Source organism: Subdoligranulum sp. DSM 23681 (genome assembly GCF_057005535.1).
The window spans coordinates 1,144,202-1,162,945 of the sequence record NZ_CM168050.1 but is presented as its reverse complement, the minus strand read 5'-3'; the positions used below and the strand labels follow the sequence as shown (position 1 = coordinate 1,162,945).

The window sequence follows — 18,744 nt, the reverse complement described above, 5'->3', positions numbered from 1 at the left end:
GGAAAGGGGGAACGCCGATGGCGGATGTGCAGACCTACTATGACAGCTCCCTGACCGGCGCGGAACTGGATGCGGCCCTGAAAAAACTGCCCCAGGTGGATGAGGCCGTCCAGCAGGCCCGGGCGGGCGCCGACCTGTCCCGGAGCTGGGCGGAAGGCGGCACCGGACTTCGGGAGGGGGAAAACAGCAACAACGCCCGCTACTGGTGCGGGCAGGCCCAGACCATCACCCAGGGGGCCCTGGGCTGGTATGCCGATGCGGCCCAGCTCACAGGCAGCTATCCCACGGGCAGCAACGGACAATGGGCCATTATCGGCTCCACCGACACCATCTGGACCTGGGACGAGGATACCGGCGCCTGGGTGGATACCGGGGCGCAGATCGACCTGTCCAACTACTATACACGGCCCCAGGCGGACGCCCGGTTCCAGCTGCCGGTGGGGTATATCTTTGACTGGGCACCGGTGGCGGGGCAGAGCGCCGACCTGTCCACCCCCGAAAAGGTGGCACAGCATTTCGGATACGGTACCTGGCAGGAGATCACCGGGCGGTTTACCTTCGGCCGGGATGCCTCCCATGAAGTCGGGTCCACCGGCGGCGAAGAAAAGCACGCGCTGACACAGCCGGAACTGCCCACAAGCCTGGGACAGATGTCCTACTGGTCGTCGCGAAACCTGACCAGTCTGTACGAGCCTGGGTACGATGGCACCGTGGCCGGATTTACCAATACCGGCGGCACATTCCCCGTGTCAAATCCCGGCGGCGGGCAGGCCCACAACAACATGCCCCCCTATCTGGCAGTGTACAAATGGCAGCGGATCGCCTGACGGCGGAAAGGGAAAAGTATGAGACTGACAAACGGAGACGTGCTCCTGACCTGGCCCCTGGCCCTGCATGTGCTGACGGCGGGATACTTTTACAGTGACGGCAGCCGCCACGAGGCCATCGACCTGCGCACCAACCAGGGCGGGAGCGTGGTAAAGCCGGTGTATGCGGCGGAGGACGGCACGGTGCAGGAGACCCAGACCTGGGACGGGCACACCCGGACCGGCATGCAAAGCTACGGCACCATGGTGCGCATCCGGCACCGGGATTATGAAGGCGTTACCCTGCAGACCCGCTATGCCCATCTGTCCTCCTTTTGCGTGGAAAAAGGCCAGACGGTGCGGGAAGGCCAGCTGATCGGGTATACCGGGGAGACCGGCAACGTATCCGGGGCGCATCTGCATTTTGAGGTGATCCTGGGCGGCACCCGGCGCAACCCGCTGGTCTGGCTGGACGGGGACTTCACCACCGCCGGCAGCCAGGTGTATACCTACCAGCCCGAGGAAAGCGCAGTGCAGCGTCCGGCAAAGACCACGGCGCAGCAGCCGGCGGGACGGCTGCAGACCATCACCATCGGACCGGTGACCCAGGGGGATGCGGATGCCATCCTGGCGGTGTGTCAGGCCCGACAGCTGGACCGGCTGGGCCTGTACCGGTCCGTCTGGGCGGACGGAGATGCGGGGTGATGGAAATGGAGATGATTTCCGGCCTGATCACGGCGCTGCTGCCGCTGCTGACGGCCTTCGGCGGCTGGGCTGCCGCCCGCCTGACCCAGGGCCGCAAGGAGGAAAAGGCCATACGGGATGGGGTGAAGGGGCTGCTGCGGGCCAAGGTCATCGACCTGGGCCTGCACTACATCCAGGAGCGGGCGGTGCCGCCCTATGGGGTGGAGACGCTGCGCAGCTGCTATGACCCCTACATGGCATTGGGGGACGGTGACCCCGCCGTGACCCACATCATGAAAAAATGCGAGAATCTGCCGGTCCATTCCGGCGGGGATTGAGGGGGGAGGCAAGGCATGGAAGAATTCTGGAAAAACCTGGCGGCGCTGGTCAAGGTCAAGACCATTGTGACCCTGGTGGTCATCGGGGTGTTTGCGGTCCTGGCCCTGCAGGGCGCGCTGCAGCCGGACACGGTGATGACCGTGGTCACCATGGTGGTGGCCTTCTATTTCGGTACCCAGAGCCAGCGGCAGGGCAAGGGGTGAAACAAACGGTACAGCGCGGCGCGGCGGGGGCTCTTGTCGAGTTTGCACAAGAAAATTCCCGGGATTTCTAACAGGATAGGTGGCTTCTCCTCTTGACGGTGCAGGCGCCGATTGGGTATCATAGGGCAAAAGAAAGCAAGCGGCCCGTCTGCGGCCGCAGGAATGGGGGAAACTGCGATATGACCAAGCAGGAACTGAAAGAGATTCTGGCGGAACAGTTCAGCTGCGATGAGAGTGAACTGTCCCCCGCCACCACCCTGTCCGAGCTGGGGGCCGATCAGGAGGATCTGATCGAGCTGGCCTGGCAGCTGGGCGAAGCCATCGGTGTGGAGGTGGACGAAGCACGGCTGGCGGAAGTGGAAACGCTGGAGGAGCTCTGGAAACTGGCCCGCGAGCTGGAAGAAGAAGAGTAAAAGCGGCGCACCGGATGCGCGGCAAAACAATACGCCGGCTGCCTTTGGGGCAGCCGGCGTTTTTTCTTGTATCCGGGGGAAACGGCAACTCAGGACAGCCGCCTGCGCAGCCGTTTGCGGACCCGTTTGAGCCCTTCTTTTACAGGGTCGGTCAGGGACCAGTACCGATCAGCGATCTGCATGAACTTGGAGTTGACCAGGCGCAGAGCCTTCTCGTCGCCCGCCAGGGACCGCACCGCACCCTGGCTGCCCGACTGGGCGTTGTCCAGCAGCAGGTTCATCATCAGGCGGGATTCCGCCGGCGCCACATAGGCCTGCCCGGTGGGGGTCTCCAGGCTGTCGAACACCGCCCGCCAGGCCCCGGCCAGATCAAAGGCGGCCAGATCTTCGGCGCTGCGCCGTGCCGCTGCACGCATGCGCTGCCGGTATTCCCCGTCCCGCAGCAGGCGGACGGTTTCCTCCGCCAGCCGGGAAACATCGGACTGGGGAACGGAAATGACCCCGCGCTGGTCCCGCACCGTTTCCAGGTAGCTCAGGTCGTACATCACGATGGGCACGCCATGGCTTTTGCTCTCCACCAGAACCATGGGAAACCCTTCGTACCGGGAGGTGAACAGCAGGGCCGCGGCGGTCCGGTAGTACGGGCCCACCTCGGCCTGGAACCCTTCAAACCGGACAGCATCCTCCAGATGCAGGGTCCGTGCCAGGGTCTGCAGCTCCTCCAGCGGGGCGTCGGTCTCCCCGGTGCCCACCACCGTCAGGGTGGCCTCGGGAATCTGCCGGCGGATCAGGGCAAAGGCCTGCAGCGCATCGGCCGGCTGCTTTTCAGGGCTCAGGCGGCCCACCCATAAAAGATTGGGAGCGGTGCAGCGGGAGACCTCCTCCGGCGGGCACAGCTTTCCCACCGGGTTGGGAATGTAGAAAGAGGGACAGAAGTTTCCCCAATAGGTGTTGCAGACCCGGGCCAGGGTCACCACCCGGTCGGCCAGACGATAGGCGTGGGTCAGGGTGAAGCGGTTGGGCATGGCCTCGTAATACAGGAAGGAGAAGATGCTGTGGGAATGCACGATGCAGTTGCAGCCCAGCCCTTTCAGGACCAGCAGGTCCCAGGGAAGCAGGGCGCAGACGTGGGCCGCGTAGACCACGGTGTCGATGCCGTACCGTTCCACGGTCTCCTTCCATGCCCGGGCCCGGGAAGGATAACTCCGGCGGGCGGAATTTTCGGTGGCGGGGATCTGTACCCGCTCCAGGTCCGCCGGCAGGGGATAATCTTCCGGAGAGGGGGGCTGCTCGGTCATGAGCACCACCCGGTACCCCATGGAGCGCCACAGAGGCAGCAGGTAAGAGAGGACCCGTTCCACACCGCCGTTTGCCATTCTGTAATAAAAAACACCTATTGTACGGACTGGAATTCCTTTCTTCTCCCGCACGGGCGCAGAGGAAGGCACCAGACGGGCCAGAATGTCATCCAGGTTGTCCCAATACCGGTTGACCAGCTCTTCCAAAACCGGCAGGAGACCCCAGGTGTCTACCAGCGTTCGGAAAGCGGTTCTGCTGTCCGCAACGGGCAGACGGGAGAACCACTGGCAGACCAGCGCGGTCAGGGCTTCCCGGCGCATGTCTGCCAGAAGAGGGGCAAGACGGGACAGGGATTGGGTACGGTTGAGAAATTCCTCAATGGCGTCGTAAGCGGCGGCACCGGCCACATGGCTGCCAAACTGGGTGGCGGTCATGGTAATCTGCCCGGTCAGGCCCCGGCCCAGATTGTAGCAGTACAGCGGTTCCGGGATGCCGCGGTAACTGCGGGCAAAATACGAGAGCAGGAAGAACAGGTACTCGTCCTCGGCAATATTGATGTAGGCCGGAGAGATGTATTCCAGGATCTGCTGCCACAGGCCGGCCCGGTAGGCCTTGTTCCACAGGGTATGGCTCCAGAGACGGTCCCGGTAGCAGGGGGTGAGCAGGTCCCCCTGGCGGGAACGGCCTGGCTGCAGAGTCTCCCGCAGATGGGCCTTTTCCGGCTCGGGCACCGGGCTTTCAAATCGGACCTGTGTGCCGAACTGCAGGATGTCCACGGGATTTTTTTCTTCCTCCCGCCATACAGTCTCACAGGCGGTGGGGAACAGGGTATCGTCGCTGTCCAGCAGCAGGATGTACCGGCCCCGGGCAGCGGCGGCTGCGGTTTTGCGGGCGGCCACAAGACCCCGGTTGGTGTCATGGAACAACGGGCGGATGCGGGCATCCCGGGCGGCATAGCGGCGCAGAATATCACCGCTGCCGTCGGTGGAACCGTCGTCCACGCAGATCAGTTCAAAGTCGGGCATGGTCTGGGCCAGTACACTGTCGATTGCCTGCGGCAGGTAGGGCTCCACATTGTACACCGGCATCAGAATGGAAATTTTCGGTGCGGCGGAAGCCATCATGGAATCCACTCTCCTCTTTTGGGTCTGCGAAAATTTATTGGCAGAGATATTCAAGAAAGGCGATGCACAGCCGTCTGAGGCGCAGGCCGGTCAGCAGGTTCAGGACTGTTGCCTTGCGGCCCAGGCAGGGAGGCAGGGCTTTCAGGGCGTGCCAGACCGCCGGTGCGGTGACCCAGCGCTGCAGGTAGGCCTTCCGCGTGGCTCTGTCCGGTGCATACTGCCGGATGTAGCGGCAGACAGCCAGGACCTTTCCGTATTCCCAGACGCGGTATGCCGCTTCCTCCTCCGCCGGCAGGGCGGCTGGGTGGAACAGGGCATGCTGTCGTTCCATCAGCGGCAGTTCGTCCCGGCACACGCCGGTATAAAACCGATGCAGCGCCGACCCTTCGTGCTGCTCGTAATGGTACAGCTTGTCGGGGCAGACGGCAATGCTGCGGCAGGCCAGCAGACAATCCTGCGCGAAGTAGGCGTCCTCACACCGGCGCACCCCCTCGGGAAACCGGATGGCGGGCCTGACCAGGGCCGTGCGGTACAGCTTGTTGCAGGCATAGTTGATAAAGACCGGATTGGCGTACCGGGAAGGCGTGGTGCGCAGCACCTGCAGGGAGACGGTCTCGCCGCAGACTTTTTCGTTCCAGTCGGAGAGATCCCAGACACAGCACACCGCCATATCGTGGGAACCGATGCAGTTGAACAGGGTCTGCAGATAGTCCGGCTCCACCCAGTCATCCGCGTCCACGAAGGCCAGATAGTCGCCCCGGGCCGCCGCGATGCCGGCGTTGCGGGCCGCAGAGACCCCTGCGTTTTCCTGGTGGATCACCCGCAGACGGGGCTCCTTCTTTGCCCAGGTGTCACACAGGCGGGCGGAACCGTCGGTGCTGCCGTCATCCACCAGGATGGCTTCCCAGTCCTGCCAGGTCTGGGCCAGCAGACTCCGCAGGCAGGTTTCCAGATAAGGGGCACTGTTATATACAGGGACTACCACCGAGATGAGAGGGGGCATACGATCACTCCTTGTCCGGTACAGTTCTCAGGGGGCGGGCATGCGGCCGGTGCGGCCTTTCAGAAAGTCCACGGCGCCGCGCCATTCGCCGTAGCTGCGGCCTTTGTGATGCCCCAGGGCGGCCGCAGCCAGACAGCACAGACCGCCCTTCAGGGCCGCCAGGGTCCCGGCCAGACGGCGGAAAGCCGCCGAACGGCCCCGGCAGCGCAGGGTCAGGGTGTTGCGGGTGATGTAGTATACCGAGAGCATGCCCCCGGCGGTTCCGCCGGCCTTGTGGTGCAGCACCGCATCCGGCAGGTACCACATGGGCACGCCGGCATCGGTCAGGCGGATGCAGTAGTCCACATCCTCACAGTACATGAACAGCGATTCGTCCAGGTAGCCCACAGCCTCGATGACCTTCCGGGGCAGCAGGACACAGCAGAAGGTGATGAACCCCACCTGCTTTTTCCGGGAAAAATCGGGCCCGTCCTTGGCGTGCCCGCCCAGATGGACCACCTTGCCGGTCTTCCGGTCCAGGGTGCCGCCGGCAAACCAGATCTCGTCCGGCGGGTCCATGAAAAGCATCTTGGGACAGCTCACCCCATCCGGCGGGGTCTGCTGCAGCAGGGTTTCCAGCATATCCGGGGCGCAGGCGGTGTCGTTGTTCAGCAGCATCACCCAGTCCGCACCGTCCGCCAGCGCCCGCCGGATGCCCAGGTTGTTGATGGCGGCAAAGCCCTGGTTGCGCGTCTGGGGCAAAAACACCACATTGTCGTCCAGCATGCCGCTCAGCTGCTGCACCGAATCATCGGTGGAGGCATCATCCAGCAGGATGACCTCGAAATCCCGGAATGTCTGATGGCGCAGACTTTCCAGACAGACCCGGGTATCCCGCCAGCCATTGTAGTTGGAGATGACGATCCCGATTTTCGGCATATTGACCCCTTTCTTTTCCGGCGGCTCCATGTCCGGCAGCAGAAAATGTGACAGCAATTTACAAAGAAATTTCGTGTTATTATATAAAGTCAGTGTACCATATCACCCAAGGAAATTCAACAAATGAACAAAGTGAAAAGTATTCCCACTCATTGTCAAAAGCCGCCGGATATGGTAGAATTATCAGTAAGCATGCAATCAGGTAGGTGACAGTATGAAAGTAGTAATTCTTGCCGGCGGGTTTGGAACACGCATCAGCGAAGAGAGCGTTCTCAAACCCAAACCCATGGTGGAGATCGGCGGCAAACCCATTCTGTGGCATATCATGAAAGGGTATGCCCATTACGGCTACACCGATTTCATCATCTGCGCCGGGTACAAGCAGGATGTGATCAAGCAGTATTTCTTTGACTACTATCTGCACAACGCGGATGTTTCCTTTGATCTGGCCACCAATTCCATGCAGGTGCTGAACTCGCACGCTGAACCCTGGAAGGTGACGGTGGTGGACACCGGTCTGAACACCATGACCGGCGGCCGCATCAAGCGGGTGCGCCCCTATGTGGGGGAGGAGCCGTTTATGCTGACCTACGGCGACGGTGTGTCCGACATCGACCTGAACGAGCTGGAGCGCTTCCACCGTGCCCACGGCAAGGCGGTGACCATGTCCAGCTACAATGTGGGCCAGCAGTTCGGGGTGCTGGATGTGGATGACACCGGTCTGGTGACCGGGTTCCGGGAAAAGCAGGAGATGGACGGCAGCATGATCAACATCGGGTTCATGGTCTGCAACCCGGAGATCTTTGATGCCATCGAAGGGGACGAGACCGTCCTGGAAAAGAAACCGCTGGAGACCCTGGCCGCCCGGGGGCAGCTGCAGAGCCGCTGCCACGGGGGATTCTGGAAATGCATGGACACTGTGCGGGACAGAAACCAGCTGGAAAAACTGTGGGCGGAAGGCAAGGCGCCCTGGAAAGTGTGGAACGACTGATGCTGGACCTGAATTTCTTTGCAGGCAAACGGGTGTTTGTGACCGGGCATACCGGGTTCAAGGGAACCTGGCTGTGCCGGATGCTCACCGGCGCCGGTGCCCTGGTCACCGGATACAGCCTGGAACCGCCCACCGACCCTGCCCTGTTCCGCATGGCGGATCTGGACGGAAAGATGACCAGCGTCATCGGGGACATCCGGGACATGGACGCTCTGAAGGCGGCCTTTGAGCAGGCAAGACCGGAGATCGTGCTGCATCTGGCAGCACAGCCCATTGTGCGGGACAGCTATAAGGACCCGCGCTACACCTACGAGACCAACGTGATGGGCACCGTGAACCTGCTGGAATGCGTGCGCACGGCGGCACAGCCGCCCCGTTCGGTGCTCAACGTCACCACCGACAAGGTATACGAAAATAAGGAATGGCACTGGGGCTACCGGGAAAATGAGCCTCTGGACGGGTACGATCCGTACTCCAACAGCAAGAGCTGCTCCGAACTGGTGACCCACAGCTATAAATGCAGCTTCCTGGACGGCATGGGGGTGGCGGTGTCCACCGCCCGGGCCGGCAATGTCATCGGCGGCGGGGACTTCGCCAACGACCGGATCATTCCGGACTGCATCCGTGCCATGGCCAAGGGCGAGGCGATCGGGGTGCGCAATCCCTATTCGACCCGCCCTTATCAGCATGTGCTGGAACCGCTGGCGGTGTATCTGATGATCGCCAAGGCCCAGTATGAGGACCCGGCCTTCGCGGGATATTACAATGTGGGCCCGGACGACTGCGACTGCGTCACCACCGGGGATCTGGTGGACCTGTTCTGCCGCTGCTGGGGCGAAGGCGCCCGGTGGGAGAACCGCGCCGAAGCCAATGCCCCCCACGAAGCCAACTTCCTCAAGCTGGACTGCAGCAAGCTCAAGGCTGCTTTCGGCTGGCATCCCCGCTGGCATATAGAGGAGTGCATGCGCATGACCTGCCGTTTCGGCAAGGTCTGGCTGGCAGGCGGGGATATCCCGGCGGAGATGGATGCGGAGATCGCGGAATTCCTGCACGGATGCTGATGACAGAGGAGAACACAGACAAGGTGAAAAAGCAACAGGAAACACTGAAAAGAAATGTCCGCGCTCTCACGGGGGCGGCCTGGTTCTGGTGGATACTGCTGGCAGTGGCACTGGCGGCGGCCGTGAGCTATCTGAGGGTCACGCTGCTGGCGCCGCTGGGCGGGGACGATCAGGTCAACAACCTCAGGTCTTATTACGAACTGACACACGGCTCCGTGTGGGAGCTGATGAAACAGGAAACGGCCGGCATCTGGAAGGCTCTTACCCTGCAGAACAGCCGCTTTTTCCCTTTTTCCACCCTTCCGGTGCCCCTGCGCTATTGGTTCAAGGGCAATATTGACCGGTACCGGCTGTTCATCATCGGCCATACCCTGGTGGATGCAGCCCTGTTGGGCCTGCTTGTGACCAAAGCCACCGGCCGCAAACGGCTGGGCGGAGCCCTCTTTGCCCTGCTGCCCCTGATGCTCTGCCTGTGGACGGACTGGTCCAGCAACGGAATGTTCAGCTACGAAGCCCTGCCGCAGATGGCCCTGTGTCCGGCCCTTCTGGCAGGACTGTGCATGGTGGCGCTGCATAAGACGGGGCATTGGCGCTGGGGCGTGCTGGGCGCGCTGCTGACATTCTGGACCTGCGGCACCTACGAAATCGGATATACCTATATCCTCATGCTGGGGTTTCTGGCGCTTGTGCTGGAACCCCGCTTCTGGAAAGCGGTGCGCCTCGGCCTGCCGTTCCTGGGCGGCGAAGTGGCGGCGCTGTGCCTGTATGTGATGAGTTCCCGGCTGAATACCTCTGCCGGGAGCCAGTCCTATGCCGGCGTGCAGGCCTCTTTTGATCTGAAGGAGATCGCTTTGACCTGGGTGCAGCAGATGTCCGCCGGATTCCCGCTGAATACCATCCTTTTGTCTGACTACCACCCCACTTCCTACACGGCAGGGGACTTTTTCTGGCCGCTGGTGCTGGCAGCCGTGGTGGTTTGCTTTTTGTGGCTGGGCCGTCCGGAACCGGATAAAAGGCAGAGTGTGTTTCTGTTCCTGATGGGACTGTCCATGCTGGCGGGACCGGCCTTTCTGGTGGGCCTGTCCGGCAAGTATCAGGACGGCTGGGTGACCTGGACCACCGCGTACATCCCGGCGGCGGTGGAATCTTTCGGTGTGGCCCTGATGGTCCTGGTGGTGCTGGTCTGGCTGTTCCGCCTGGTGCGCGGCAGCCGGTATGCCCGCTGGGGCATGGTCGTGCTTGCCGTGGTGGTCATCCTGGGGCTGACGGCCTGCGGAGCCTATCAGCGGGCGGCCACCCGCCAGCACAACGGAACGGAGAAGCGCGCCACCTACGAATTCCTGTGCGACAGTGTGGAGGCCGGACTGGCGGCGGATGTGCCCCAGGATTCGCCCCTGGTGTGCGAGTTCAATGTCTGGGGCAGCGATAAGGGCGCCCAGGAGGCTTTCTTCCTGCGGTACGGCGACTGCAGCCGCAATGCCTACCATGTGGATGCGTGGGAAAACGATCCCCAGCCCAACGGCGAACCCATTTACTTTTTGTGCTATGCCCGCGATTACGAAGGATATGACGTGGCGTGGGTGGCACATGTCACCGACGATATGACCCGCTATGCGGACAGCGTGAAGGTCTACATCCAGGGGGATAAGGTCCCGGCGGATGCGATCCTGAGCTATATCACTCTGGGGGAGGACGGCAGCGAAGTCTGGCATGAAGCCTGCCTGCGGGACCTGCCCCGGACCGAACCGGATGAAAACGGCGATTACTTTGTCACCGTCCGGGATGACAACATCATTTCCCGGCGCATCAGCCTGTGGCCCTGAAAAACAAGGGGAAAGAGGGATATACAAGCCATGAATTCTGACCTGAACTGTCGGGCAAACAGCTTTTTTCTGGCCACGGCGGCGGCCATGGCGGCGCTGTGCGCAGCGCTGTATACGTTTGGTGCCACCGACCAGAGCAGCCAGCTGATCCGGGTCTATCTGTGCATCGCCGGCGCGCTGGTGCTGCAGATGCTCCTGTATCACGGGCTGGTCTGGCTGCACCGCCGCGGGCTGCCGTCGCTGCCCGCACTGCGCTGGGGCGCAGCCGTGGTGGGTGCCGTGGTATTTGCGGCGGGGCTGGCCGCTCTGGTTTCCCGCTTCCCCGCGGATGGCGTCTGGACCGGGTTCCCCGCTTGGCTGATGCTGGGGGCAATCGCCGTGTTCGCCTTCATGCTGTGGCCCTGGCTGACCGGCACGGAACAGAAGACACAGAGCTGGCTGCCTGTGGCGGGCATCTACCTGTTTGCGATCTTTTCCTATGCCGCGGTGTGCTATGTGCCCAATCTGCTCAACGGCAGCGGCCATCAGATTCACCATGTCACCGCGGTCACCCAGAGCATCTACAACGCGGCGTTCAGTGAACCGTACACCATCCGTACCACCGGCATGTACGGCCATTATGCCATCTTTTTCTGGCCCTTCCTGCATTTGTTCGGCCACAAAGCCCAGACGGTGGCTTTGCTGCTGGCGCTGTGCGGCGTCATAACGCAGACGCTGCTGGCCGCCATCCTGCTGAAAACCGTGCGCTCCCGGGCTGTGGCTGCCCTGGCCCTGCTGGCATCGGCCTGCGTGACGGCCAATATGGAGACAGCCTATTTACAGACCATCCCCCTGCGGCATCTGTGGCCGCTGGCCGTCCTGCTGTATACCCTGCACTGTGTGGACAAGGGCGGGTTCAGCCTTCGCCGGATGTCGGCGGGATATCTGCTGTGCTGCCTTGCCATTGTGTGGAACACCGACAGCGGCCTGGTGGCCACGGCGGCATTTTCCCTCTTCATCTGGCTGTGGGGCTGGCGCCGTCAGAAACCCTATGCCCGGTCCATGTGGAAGGTCTACCTACAGACGGTGGCGGGAAGTGCGGCGGCGGTGGCCGGCATGATGGCCATTGTGAACCTGTACAACCTGCTGTGCGGCGGTCCGCTGATCCTGCGGGCCTGCTTCTATCCGCTGCTGGGCGGGCAGGGATACACCCAGGGACTGTCCTCCAATCTGCTGAACAGCGACGGCATTTCCTGGTTGCTGCCCATTCTGCTGTTCAGCGGCTGCATCCTTCTGGGACTGACGGTGACATCCTGGCTTCCCATTGCTCCCGACCGGCAGACGGAACCCCGTTTCTTCCTGGCACTGTTCGGTGTTATGGGCATCGGCCAGAGCTATTACTACTTCAACCGCGCTGCTGCGGGGACCATGTGCATCCAGCCCTATCAGATCCTCTGCATGGCGGTGCTGGCATCCCTGGTACTGCCCGCGGCGAAGGAATCCCTGCAGGGCCGTGCTGTCTGGCAGGGGGCCCTCGCCGGCGTCGGCGGATTCATGACGGTGGCGCTGTGCGGGCTGTCCCTTGCCGCGGTGACCGGTGTGGTGCCGGTTTTGTCCCAACGGATCGAGACCGGGACCTACTCCATGCAGTCTTTGCTGGATGTGGCGGCCGAGGTGGAGGCCAAGGTCCCGCAGAATACCTACGCCCTGGGCGACTTCACCCAGGAAATATATGCCCAGCTGGGCTGGGACCCGGGCTATCATGAGCGGGACGTCTCGGATATCCAGTGCGATATCCGGGCGGCCAAGGAGACCAACGACGAAACGGCACTGGCCATGCTGGCCGATGTCAACAGCCAGAACGCGGTGCTCATCCATCCCTGGCAGATGGGCGCTATTCAGGATAACAATGAACTGGTGCCGGAATTCGGGATCCCGGAAAGCGAGCCGGTGGTGTATTACTGCTCCCGCAATGTGCAGATCCCGTCGGCCTTCTCCACCGAAGACCTGGGCAAGAATTCCCTGCCCATCTACCAGACCAAGGCCACCGGCATCAACCGGCGGGAAAAGCAGTACAACTTTGAGACGGTCTCACAGGCCGATCTGTTGCTGGCCGCCGATGCCATCCACGAAAAGGGCTTTGTGCTGCGGGTGGACACGGACGATGAGCTGTTCAGCAGCAACGGACAGGAGCAGTTTACCATTGAAGTGCTCCTGGACGGCACTTCGGTGGGGACCCTGGACGTACAGGCGGCCCGGGACCCCCAGCACCTTGAAATGACGGCGCCGGCGTCCGCCATGCCGGCGATCCCCGAAGACGGGCTGTACCGGGTGGAACTGGTCTGCCATACGTCGGAGGAAGTATCCGAAAGCACCGTCATGTATTATCTGACCTACGCCGGAGCGCCGGCTGAATAAACCCATGATACGGCTCCCTGTGGAGTCTGTTTGAAACGAAGGAGGACACCATGCAGAAAACCTGGTCCAGCGAAGCCGAAGCCCGTGAACAGATCAAGGCCCTTGTGGCGCAGTATTACCACGATTTCAAGGAAAAGAAAGAGGAGTTCCGCCCCGGAGACCGCATCACCTATGCGTCCCGCGTCTTTGACGAAAAAGAGATGTGCGCCCTCACCGATGCGACGCTGGATTTCTGGCTCACCACCGGCCGGTTTGCGGATGAATTCGAAAAGGAATTCGCCCGGTGGATCGGCGTGCGTTTTGCCAATCTGGTGAACAGCGGCTCCTCCGCCAACCTCATCGCCTTCATGGCCCTGACCGCTCCCGAACTGGGGGACCGCCAGATCAAGAAAGGGGACGAGATCATCACGGTGGCCTGCGGGTTCCCCACCACCGTCACCCCGGCGCTGCAGTACGGCGCGGTGCCGGTGTTTGTGGACGTGACCGTGCCCCAGTACAACATCGACGTGACCCGGCTGGAAGCGGCCCTTTCCCCCAAGACCAAGGCGGTGATGATCGCCCACACCCTGGGCAATCCCTTTGACCTGAGCGCCGTCAAGGCCTTCTGCGACAAGCACAACCTCTGGCTGGTGGAAGATAACTGCGATGCCCTGGGCACCCAGTACACCATCAACGGCGAGACCCGGTTTACCGGCACCTGGGGGGACATCGGCACCTCCAGCTTCTATCCGCCCCACCACATGACCATGGGCGAAGGCGGCTGCGTCTACACCAATAACCCCCTGCTCAACCGGCTCATCAAGAGCTACCGGGACTGGGGCCGGGACTGCGTGTGCCCCTCCGGCCACGACAACTTCTGCGGCCACCGCTTTGACGGCCAGTACGGTGAACTGCCCTTCGGCTACGACCATAAGTATGTGTACAGCCATTTCGGCTACAACCTCAAGGTCACCGACATGCAGGCGGCCGTCGGCTGCGAGCAGCTGAAAAAGTTCCCCGCCTTCATCGAGCGCCGCCGCCATAACTGGGACCGTCTGCGGGCGGCGCTGGAGCCCGCGGCGGACAAGCTCATCCTGCCCGAACCGGCGGCCAACAGCCGGCCGTCCTGGTTCGGCTTCCTGATCTCGGTGCGGCCGGAAAGTGGCCTGGACCGCAACGCCATGACCCGGTATATCGAGTCCAAGAACGTGCAGACCCGGCTTCTGTTCAGCGGCAACCTGATCAAGCATCCCTGCTTCGACCAGATCCGCGGCACCGACGCCTACCGGGTGGCGGGCGAGCTGACCAACACCGATTTCATCATGAACAACACCTTCTGGGTGGGCGTGTACCCCGGCATGACCGACGCCATGATCGACTATATGGCCCAGGTCATTCTGGAAGCGGCACAGGCGTAATTATCGTATTCCCTATCAGAAAAAGGATTTCTTATGGATTACAGAAGGCAGGCGGCCATCAATTCCATGGGGTCGGTGGTCCTGATGTTCGGGCAGTGGCTGATCTCGGTGTTGCTGGTGCGGATGTCCGGTTATGAGGATGCGGGCGTTTTTTCGCTGGCTATGACAGTGTCCAACGTGTTCAGCTTCTTTGCCAACTATGGACTGCGGAACTATCAGGTATCGGATGTGGAGGGCCGGTTCACACAAGGGCAATATATCCTTACCCGTGTGCTTACGGCACTAGCGTCCAGTGTGGCCTGCGCGGTATATCTGTTGGCTGCTGGGGGGTATTCCCCGCTGGAGCGCTGGGCGATCCTGTTGTACCTGTTGTACAGCAATATAAATGTGTTGAGCGACACACTGCTGGGATCTCTGCAGCTGCATGAACGGTTGTATATCAACGGCTACTCCAACATGATGCGTGGTACAGTGTGTTTTTTGGCATTCGTGGGCACGTATCTTGCAGTACATAATCTGCTAGCGGCGTTGACGGTCATGTGCCTAGCTACGTTGCTGTTAGCGGTATTGTATGACTGGCGGTGCTTCCGCAAGGTGGAAACCATAGCGTTGTGGAAGCGCGGGGACTGGAATGCTGCTGTCCGGCTGTTGCGTGTGTGCTTTGCACTGATGCTTTCCAACATTTTTCCGGTGATCACCACCGCACTGCCGCGGCGTTCGATTCAAAAGCTGGCAGGCACGGAACAGCTTGGGTATTTTTCTTCTGTCTTTACCCCCACGGTGCTTATCACCACCTTGGTGCCTGCTATCGTCATCGCACTGGTACCCCGGTTTGCGGATGCATGGAACCGCCGAGATCGCAGCAGCCTTCTCCGGCTGGTGGGGCACACTTATGTCTTTACCACAGGTTTTGTGCTTCTGGCGGAACTGGCTGCCGTGGTGGCCGGCCGATTTGTCATGCGGCTGATTTTCGGGGCAGAGATCCTGCAGTACTATGACCTTTTGTACTGGGCTATCCTGGCAACAGGCATCAATGCGCTGACTTCCTGCGGCAATGCGATCCTGGTGGCCATCGGCAGCAACCGGGCGGTGGCCGTGGGGGCTGGGGTGGCCGTGGCCGCCACACTGGTTTTGTCAGACACGCTGGTCCGTGTGCAGGGAATTAACGGTGCCGCTTATGTGCTGGCTTTTGCCTATGCGCTTCAGGCCGTTATACAAACGATTGTGTTCCTTACGAAAATTTTGATTCGAAAGCAGAAGGTACAGTAAAGAGATGTGGCAGTATTTGGAAATGAGGGCTGGATTTTGAAACATGGGAAACCGATTGTGATTGATGGACGGCAGCTGTGCGGCGAAACAGGCGGTGTACAGAGATTTATCCGGGAAATCCTGCAAGAACTGGATCAGATTTCTCCGCCGGACAAATACGAGATTCTTGTCCCGCCGGATGCAGAAGATCTGCCGGCGTATAAAAACCTTGCGATACGGCGGTACGGGGCTTTAAAAGGGCTTGTCTGGGAGCAGATCTGCCTGCCGTGGTATCTGCTGACGCGACGCCGGTTCGGGGTGTTTCCCTGCACCATTGTGCCGATGCTCTATCCCCATGGTCTGGCAATTCTGCACGATGTTATGATCGCGAAACTGCCGGAACTGCGGCAGTCCATTGAAAGCCCCTTCGCCCGTTGGATGCTGCTGCTGAACTATCGGATCGCAGCAAAACGGGCATCGGTCCTTGCTACGGTTTCGGAATTCAGCAAGCAGGATATAGCGGAACTGTACCATGTTCCTAAGGATCGGATTTATGTGATCGGCAATGCATGGCAGCACATCCGCCGGGTGGGAACGGATGAATCCTGGCGGGAAGCTTATCCACAGCTGAAGGACGGAGAATACTATTTCTCTCTTTCTGCCAACCGCAAACAAAAGAATTTCAAGTGGATCCTGGAAACGGCCAAACGAAATCCGGACCGCTATTTTGCCATTGCCGGCTGCCAGGAAGAATGGCAGAAGAACGTTGAATTTGACGCTCCGAACATTCTTCACCTTGGGTATATATCGGATGAGATGATCCGTTCGCTCATCGAACATTGCCGTGCATTCCTGTTCCCTTCTTTCTATGAAGGCTTCGGGATACCTCCCATGGAAGCATTGGCACTGGGCGCCAAAATCGTGATTGCCAGAGCTTCCTGTCTGCCGGAACTGTACCGGGATAGCGCATACTATGTGGATCCCTTTGATTATAATGTGGACCTGGACAAATTGCTGGTGCAGGAAGTGGAACCCGCCTCAAAGGTGCTGGAACGTTTCGGGTGGGATATTTCTGCCCGTAAAATGGACCGGATCTGCACAGAAATGGCCGGCATCCAGGAATAAACCCGAAGCAAGGTTCCCGCGGTGATTGTGCCCGATCAAATATCAAGTAAAGGATGGTTGCTTCTTATGCGTCAGCGTCTGGCCGATTATGTGGCCGATTTCTTGTGCGCCCACGGTGTCACCGATGTGTTTTCGGTGGTGGGCGGCGGTGCCATGCACCTGAATGATGCTTTCGGGCACCATCCCGGTCTGCATGTGACCTACAACCACCATGAACAGGCCTGCGCCATGGCGGCGGAGGCCTACGCTCGGCTGGACAACCGCATCGCGGCGGTGTGCGTCACCACCGGCCCGGGGGGCACCAACGCCCTGACCGGCGTGCTGGGGGGCTGGCTGGACTCCATCCCCATGTTCGTGGTCTCCGGGCAGGTACGGTACGACACCACCGCCCGCTATGCCATGCAGTTCACCGACGGCCTGCCTCTGCGGGCGGTGGGGGACCAGGAATACGACATCGTGAAGTCGGTCACCCCCATGACCAAATACGCCGTCATGGTGGAGGACCCCACCCGCATCCGCTATATCCTGGAGAAGGCCTGGCACCTGGCCACCACCGGACGCCCCGGCCCGGTGTGGGTGGACATCCCGGTGAACTACCAGGGCGGCTACATCGAGACCGATACCCTGGAAGGCTACGACCCCGCCGAGGACGACGCCAAGCTGCCCCCGCCGGTGGAGGACGCCACCATTCAGCAGGTGCTGGACCTGATCGCCGGCGCCCAGCGCCCGGTGTTCCACGCCGGATACGGCATCCGGCTGTCCGGGGCGTACGATGCCTTCCGTTCGGTGGCCGAAAAGCTGAACATCCCCATCGTGACCTACTGGAACGCGGTGGACCTCATCGAGGACGACAACCCCCTGTACTGCGGCCGGGCGGGCAACATGGGCGACCGCCCCGGCAACTGGGCCATCCAGAACGCCGACCTGATCCTGGCCGTGGGCACCCGCATCTCCATCCGCCAGGTGGGCTATAACTGGAAGACCTGGGCCCGGGCGGCCAAGGTCATCATGGTGGACATTGATGCGGCGGAGCTGAAAAAGCATACCCTCCATGTGGAGATGCCGGTCTGGGCGGACGCGGCGGATTTCCTGGGAAAACTGGACGCCGCCGCCGCGCCCTTGGCCCCGGTGTGCCGTCAGGAATCCTGGCTGGAGACCTGCCGCCGCTGGAAGCGGGACTACCCGGCCGTGCTGCCCCGTCAGTGGGAGGAGAACGGCCAGACCGCCAACGTCTACGCCTTTGTGCGGTACCTGAGCAGCCGCCTGCCGGAGAACAGCCTGACCGCCGTGTCCAACGGCGCCTGCTGCGTGGTGGGCAATCAGGCCTATGTCATCCAGAAAGGCAGCCGCATGGCCAACAACAGCGCCGTGGCCAGCATGGGCTACGGTCTGCCCGCCGCCATCGGCACCTGCATCGGCGGGGGCCGCCGGACCACCATCTGCCTGGAAGGGGACGGCTCCATCATGATGAACCTGCAGGAACTGCAGACCATCCTGACCAACCGTCTGCCTATCAAGATCTTCCTCATCAACAACCAGGGGTATCATTCCATCCGGCTGACCCAGAACAACCTGTTCAAGGAACATTGCAAGGTGGGCATCGGGCCGGAATCCGGGGACCTGTCCTTCCCCGAATACAAAAAGCTGGCCGAAGCTTTCGGCTACCCCTACCTGTGCGCCCACTCCAACGCCGAAATGAAGGAGGCGGTGGACCAGGCCCTGGCCGTGGACGGCGCGGTCTTCTGCGAGATCTTCACCGATACCCGGCAGGTCTGGGAACCCAAGAGCAGTACCAAGCGCCTGCCTGACGGCACCCTGGTCAGCCCGCCGCTGGAGGACCTGGCCCCCTTCCTGCCCCGGGAGGAACTGGAGCGGAACATGTTCATCCCCCTGATGCTGGAAGAATAAGGAGG

The 18,744-nt window shown here is 61.3% G+C and carries 16 protein-coding genes; 13 read left to right on the top strand and 3 right to left on the bottom strand.

Annotated features, from left to right (window positions below; translation table 11 throughout):
* The first annotated feature begins 17 nt into the window (after positions 1–17).
* The 5 genes from AC127K_RS05535 to AC127K_RS05515 all read left to right on the top strand — a co-directional run bounded on the left by AC127K_RS05535 (position 18) and on the right by AC127K_RS05515 (position 2,445).
* On the top strand, positions 18–827 hold the full coding sequence (locus tag AC127K_RS05535; protein ID WP_483721873.1) for a phage baseplate protein: 810 nt from the start codon (positions 18–20) through the stop codon (positions 825–827).
* 18 nt (positions 828–845) lie between these two features.
* Positions 846–1,511, top strand: a complete 666-nt coding sequence (locus AC127K_RS05530; RefSeq protein ID WP_483721872.1) for a M23 family metallopeptidase — start codon at positions 846–848, stop codon at positions 1,509–1,511.
* Positions 1,511–1,828 (top strand): hypothetical protein, encoded by a 318-nt coding sequence (locus AC127K_RS05525; protein WP_483721871.1) that lies wholly within the window; start codon positions 1,511–1,513, stop codon positions 1,826–1,828. Before AC127K_RS05530 ends, AC127K_RS05525 begins: the two co-directional genes overlap by 1 nt.
* A gap of 15 nt (positions 1,829–1,843) precedes the next feature.
* Positions 1,844–2,032 (top strand): hypothetical protein, encoded by a 189-nt coding sequence (locus AC127K_RS05520; RefSeq protein WP_294542948.1) that lies wholly within the window; start codon positions 1,844–1,846, stop codon positions 2,030–2,032.
* Positions 2,033–2,211: 179 nt separating this feature from the next.
* On the top strand, positions 2,212–2,445 hold the full coding sequence (locus tag AC127K_RS05515) for an acyl carrier protein (protein WP_294542949.1): 234 nt from the start codon (positions 2,212–2,214) through the stop codon (positions 2,443–2,445).
* Positions 2,446–2,534: 89 nt separating this feature from the next.
* Here the strand turns inward: AC127K_RS05515 and AC127K_RS05510 are convergent, their stop codons facing one another.
* From AC127K_RS05510 to AC127K_RS05500, 3 genes are read right to left on the bottom strand one after another with little or no spacing between them, the layout of a single operon-like run.
* Positions 2,535–4,868 carry a glycosyltransferase gene (locus AC127K_RS05510; protein ID WP_483721870.1) on the bottom strand — a complete coding sequence of 778 codons (2,334 nt, stop codon included), beginning with the start codon at positions 4,866–4,868 and terminating at the stop codon, positions 2,535–2,537.
* Positions 4,869–4,902: 34 nt separating this feature from the next.
* Positions 4,903–5,871, bottom strand: a complete 969-nt coding sequence (locus tag AC127K_RS05505; protein WP_483721869.1) for a glycosyltransferase family 2 protein — start codon at positions 5,869–5,871, stop codon at positions 4,903–4,905.
* A 27-nt stretch (positions 5,872–5,898) separates the two neighbouring features.
* Positions 5,899–6,789 (bottom strand): glycosyltransferase family 2 protein, encoded by an 891-nt coding sequence (locus tag AC127K_RS05500; RefSeq protein WP_483721867.1) that lies wholly within the window; start codon positions 6,787–6,789, stop codon positions 5,899–5,901.
* 214 nt (positions 6,790–7,003) lie between these two features.
* On the opposite strand from AC127K_RS05500, the gene rfbF reads away from it, so the two are divergent.
* From rfbF to AC127K_RS05460, 8 genes are all read left to right on the top strand, one after another.
* Complete coding sequence (gene rfbF, locus AC127K_RS05495) at positions 7,004–7,780, top strand: glucose-1-phosphate cytidylyltransferase (RefSeq protein WP_483721865.1); 777 nt, start codon at positions 7,004–7,006, stop codon at positions 7,778–7,780.
* Positions 7,780–8,841: a CDP-glucose 4,6-dehydratase gene (gene rfbG / locus AC127K_RS05490; protein ID WP_483722173.1), complete on the top strand. Its 1,062-nt coding sequence runs from the start codon at positions 7,780–7,782 to the stop codon at positions 8,839–8,841. Before rfbF ends, rfbG begins: the two co-directional genes overlap by 1 nt.
* A gap of 23 nt (positions 8,842–8,864) precedes the next feature.
* A complete protein-coding gene (locus AC127K_RS05485; protein ID WP_483721864.1) occupies positions 8,865–10,664 on the top strand; it encodes a hypothetical protein in 1,800 nt (599 codons plus the stop codon).
* Between the two features lie 30 nt (positions 10,665–10,694).
* The gene (locus AC127K_RS05480; RefSeq protein ID WP_483721863.1) at positions 10,695–13,061 is read left to right on the top strand and encodes a hypothetical protein; all 2,367 of its coding nucleotides are present in this window, start codon (positions 10,695–10,697) and stop codon (positions 13,059–13,061) included.
* A 50-nt stretch (positions 13,062–13,111) separates the two neighbouring features.
* Positions 13,112–14,458, top strand: a complete 1,347-nt coding sequence (gene rfbH, locus AC127K_RS05475; protein WP_483721862.1) for a lipopolysaccharide biosynthesis protein RfbH — start codon at positions 13,112–13,114, stop codon at positions 14,456–14,458.
* A 33-nt stretch (positions 14,459–14,491) separates the two neighbouring features.
* Positions 14,492–15,727, top strand: a complete 1,236-nt coding sequence (locus AC127K_RS05470) for an oligosaccharide flippase family protein (RefSeq protein ID WP_483721861.1) — start codon at positions 14,492–14,494, stop codon at positions 15,725–15,727.
* Positions 15,728–15,763: 36 nt separating this feature from the next.
* On the top strand, positions 15,764–16,831 hold the full coding sequence (locus tag AC127K_RS05465; protein WP_483721859.1) for a glycosyltransferase family 4 protein: 1,068 nt from the start codon (positions 15,764–15,766) through the stop codon (positions 16,829–16,831).
* A 66-nt stretch (positions 16,832–16,897) separates the two neighbouring features.
* A complete protein-coding gene (locus tag AC127K_RS05460) occupies positions 16,898–18,739 on the top strand; it encodes a thiamine pyrophosphate-binding protein (protein ID WP_483721858.1) in 1,842 nt (613 codons plus the stop codon).
* Positions 18,740–18,744: the final 5 nt, after the last annotated feature.

What these genes read in the sequence shown, in the direction of transcription:
- AC127K_RS05535 (WP_483721873.1), top strand. Translation starts at nt 18, where the DNA reads ATGGCGGATGTGCAGACCTACTATGACAGCTCCCTGACCGGCGCGGAA.
- AC127K_RS05530 (WP_483721872.1), top strand. Translation starts at nt 846, where the DNA reads ATGAGACTGACAAACGGAGACGTGCTCCTGACCTGGCCCCTGGCCCTG.
- AC127K_RS05525 (WP_483721871.1), top strand. Translation starts at nt 1,511, where the DNA reads ATGGAAATGGAGATGATTTCCGGCCTGATCACGGCGCTGCTGCCGCTG.
- AC127K_RS05520 (WP_294542948.1), top strand. Translation starts at nt 1,844, where the DNA reads ATGGAAGAATTCTGGAAAAACCTGGCGGCGCTGGTCAAGGTCAAGACC.
- AC127K_RS05515 (WP_294542949.1), top strand. Translation starts at nt 2,212, where the DNA reads ATGACCAAGCAGGAACTGAAAGAGATTCTGGCGGAACAGTTCAGCTGC.
- AC127K_RS05510 (WP_483721870.1), bottom strand. Translation starts at nt 4,868, where the DNA reads ATGATGGCTTCCGCCGCACCGAAAATTTCCATTCTGATGCCGGTGTAC.
- AC127K_RS05505 (WP_483721869.1), bottom strand. Translation starts at nt 5,871, where the DNA reads ATGCCCCCTCTCATCTCGGTGGTAGTCCCTGTATATAACAGTGCCCCT.
- AC127K_RS05500 (WP_483721867.1), bottom strand. Translation starts at nt 6,789, where the DNA reads ATGCCGAAAATCGGGATCGTCATCTCCAACTACAATGGCTGGCGGGAT.
- rfbF (WP_483721865.1), top strand. Translation starts at nt 7,004, where the DNA reads ATGAAAGTAGTAATTCTTGCCGGCGGGTTTGGAACACGCATCAGCGAA.
- rfbG (WP_483722173.1), top strand. Translation starts at nt 7,780, where the DNA reads ATGCTGGACCTGAATTTCTTTGCAGGCAAACGGGTGTTTGTGACCGGG.
- AC127K_RS05480 (WP_483721863.1), top strand. Translation starts at nt 10,695, where the DNA reads ATGAATTCTGACCTGAACTGTCGGGCAAACAGCTTTTTTCTGGCCACG.
- rfbH (WP_483721862.1), top strand. Translation starts at nt 13,112, where the DNA reads ATGCAGAAAACCTGGTCCAGCGAAGCCGAAGCCCGTGAACAGATCAAG.
- AC127K_RS05470 (WP_483721861.1), top strand. Translation starts at nt 14,492, where the DNA reads ATGGATTACAGAAGGCAGGCGGCCATCAATTCCATGGGGTCGGTGGTC.
- AC127K_RS05460 (WP_483721858.1), top strand. Translation starts at nt 16,898, where the DNA reads ATGCGTCAGCGTCTGGCCGATTATGTGGCCGATTTCTTGTGCGCCCAC.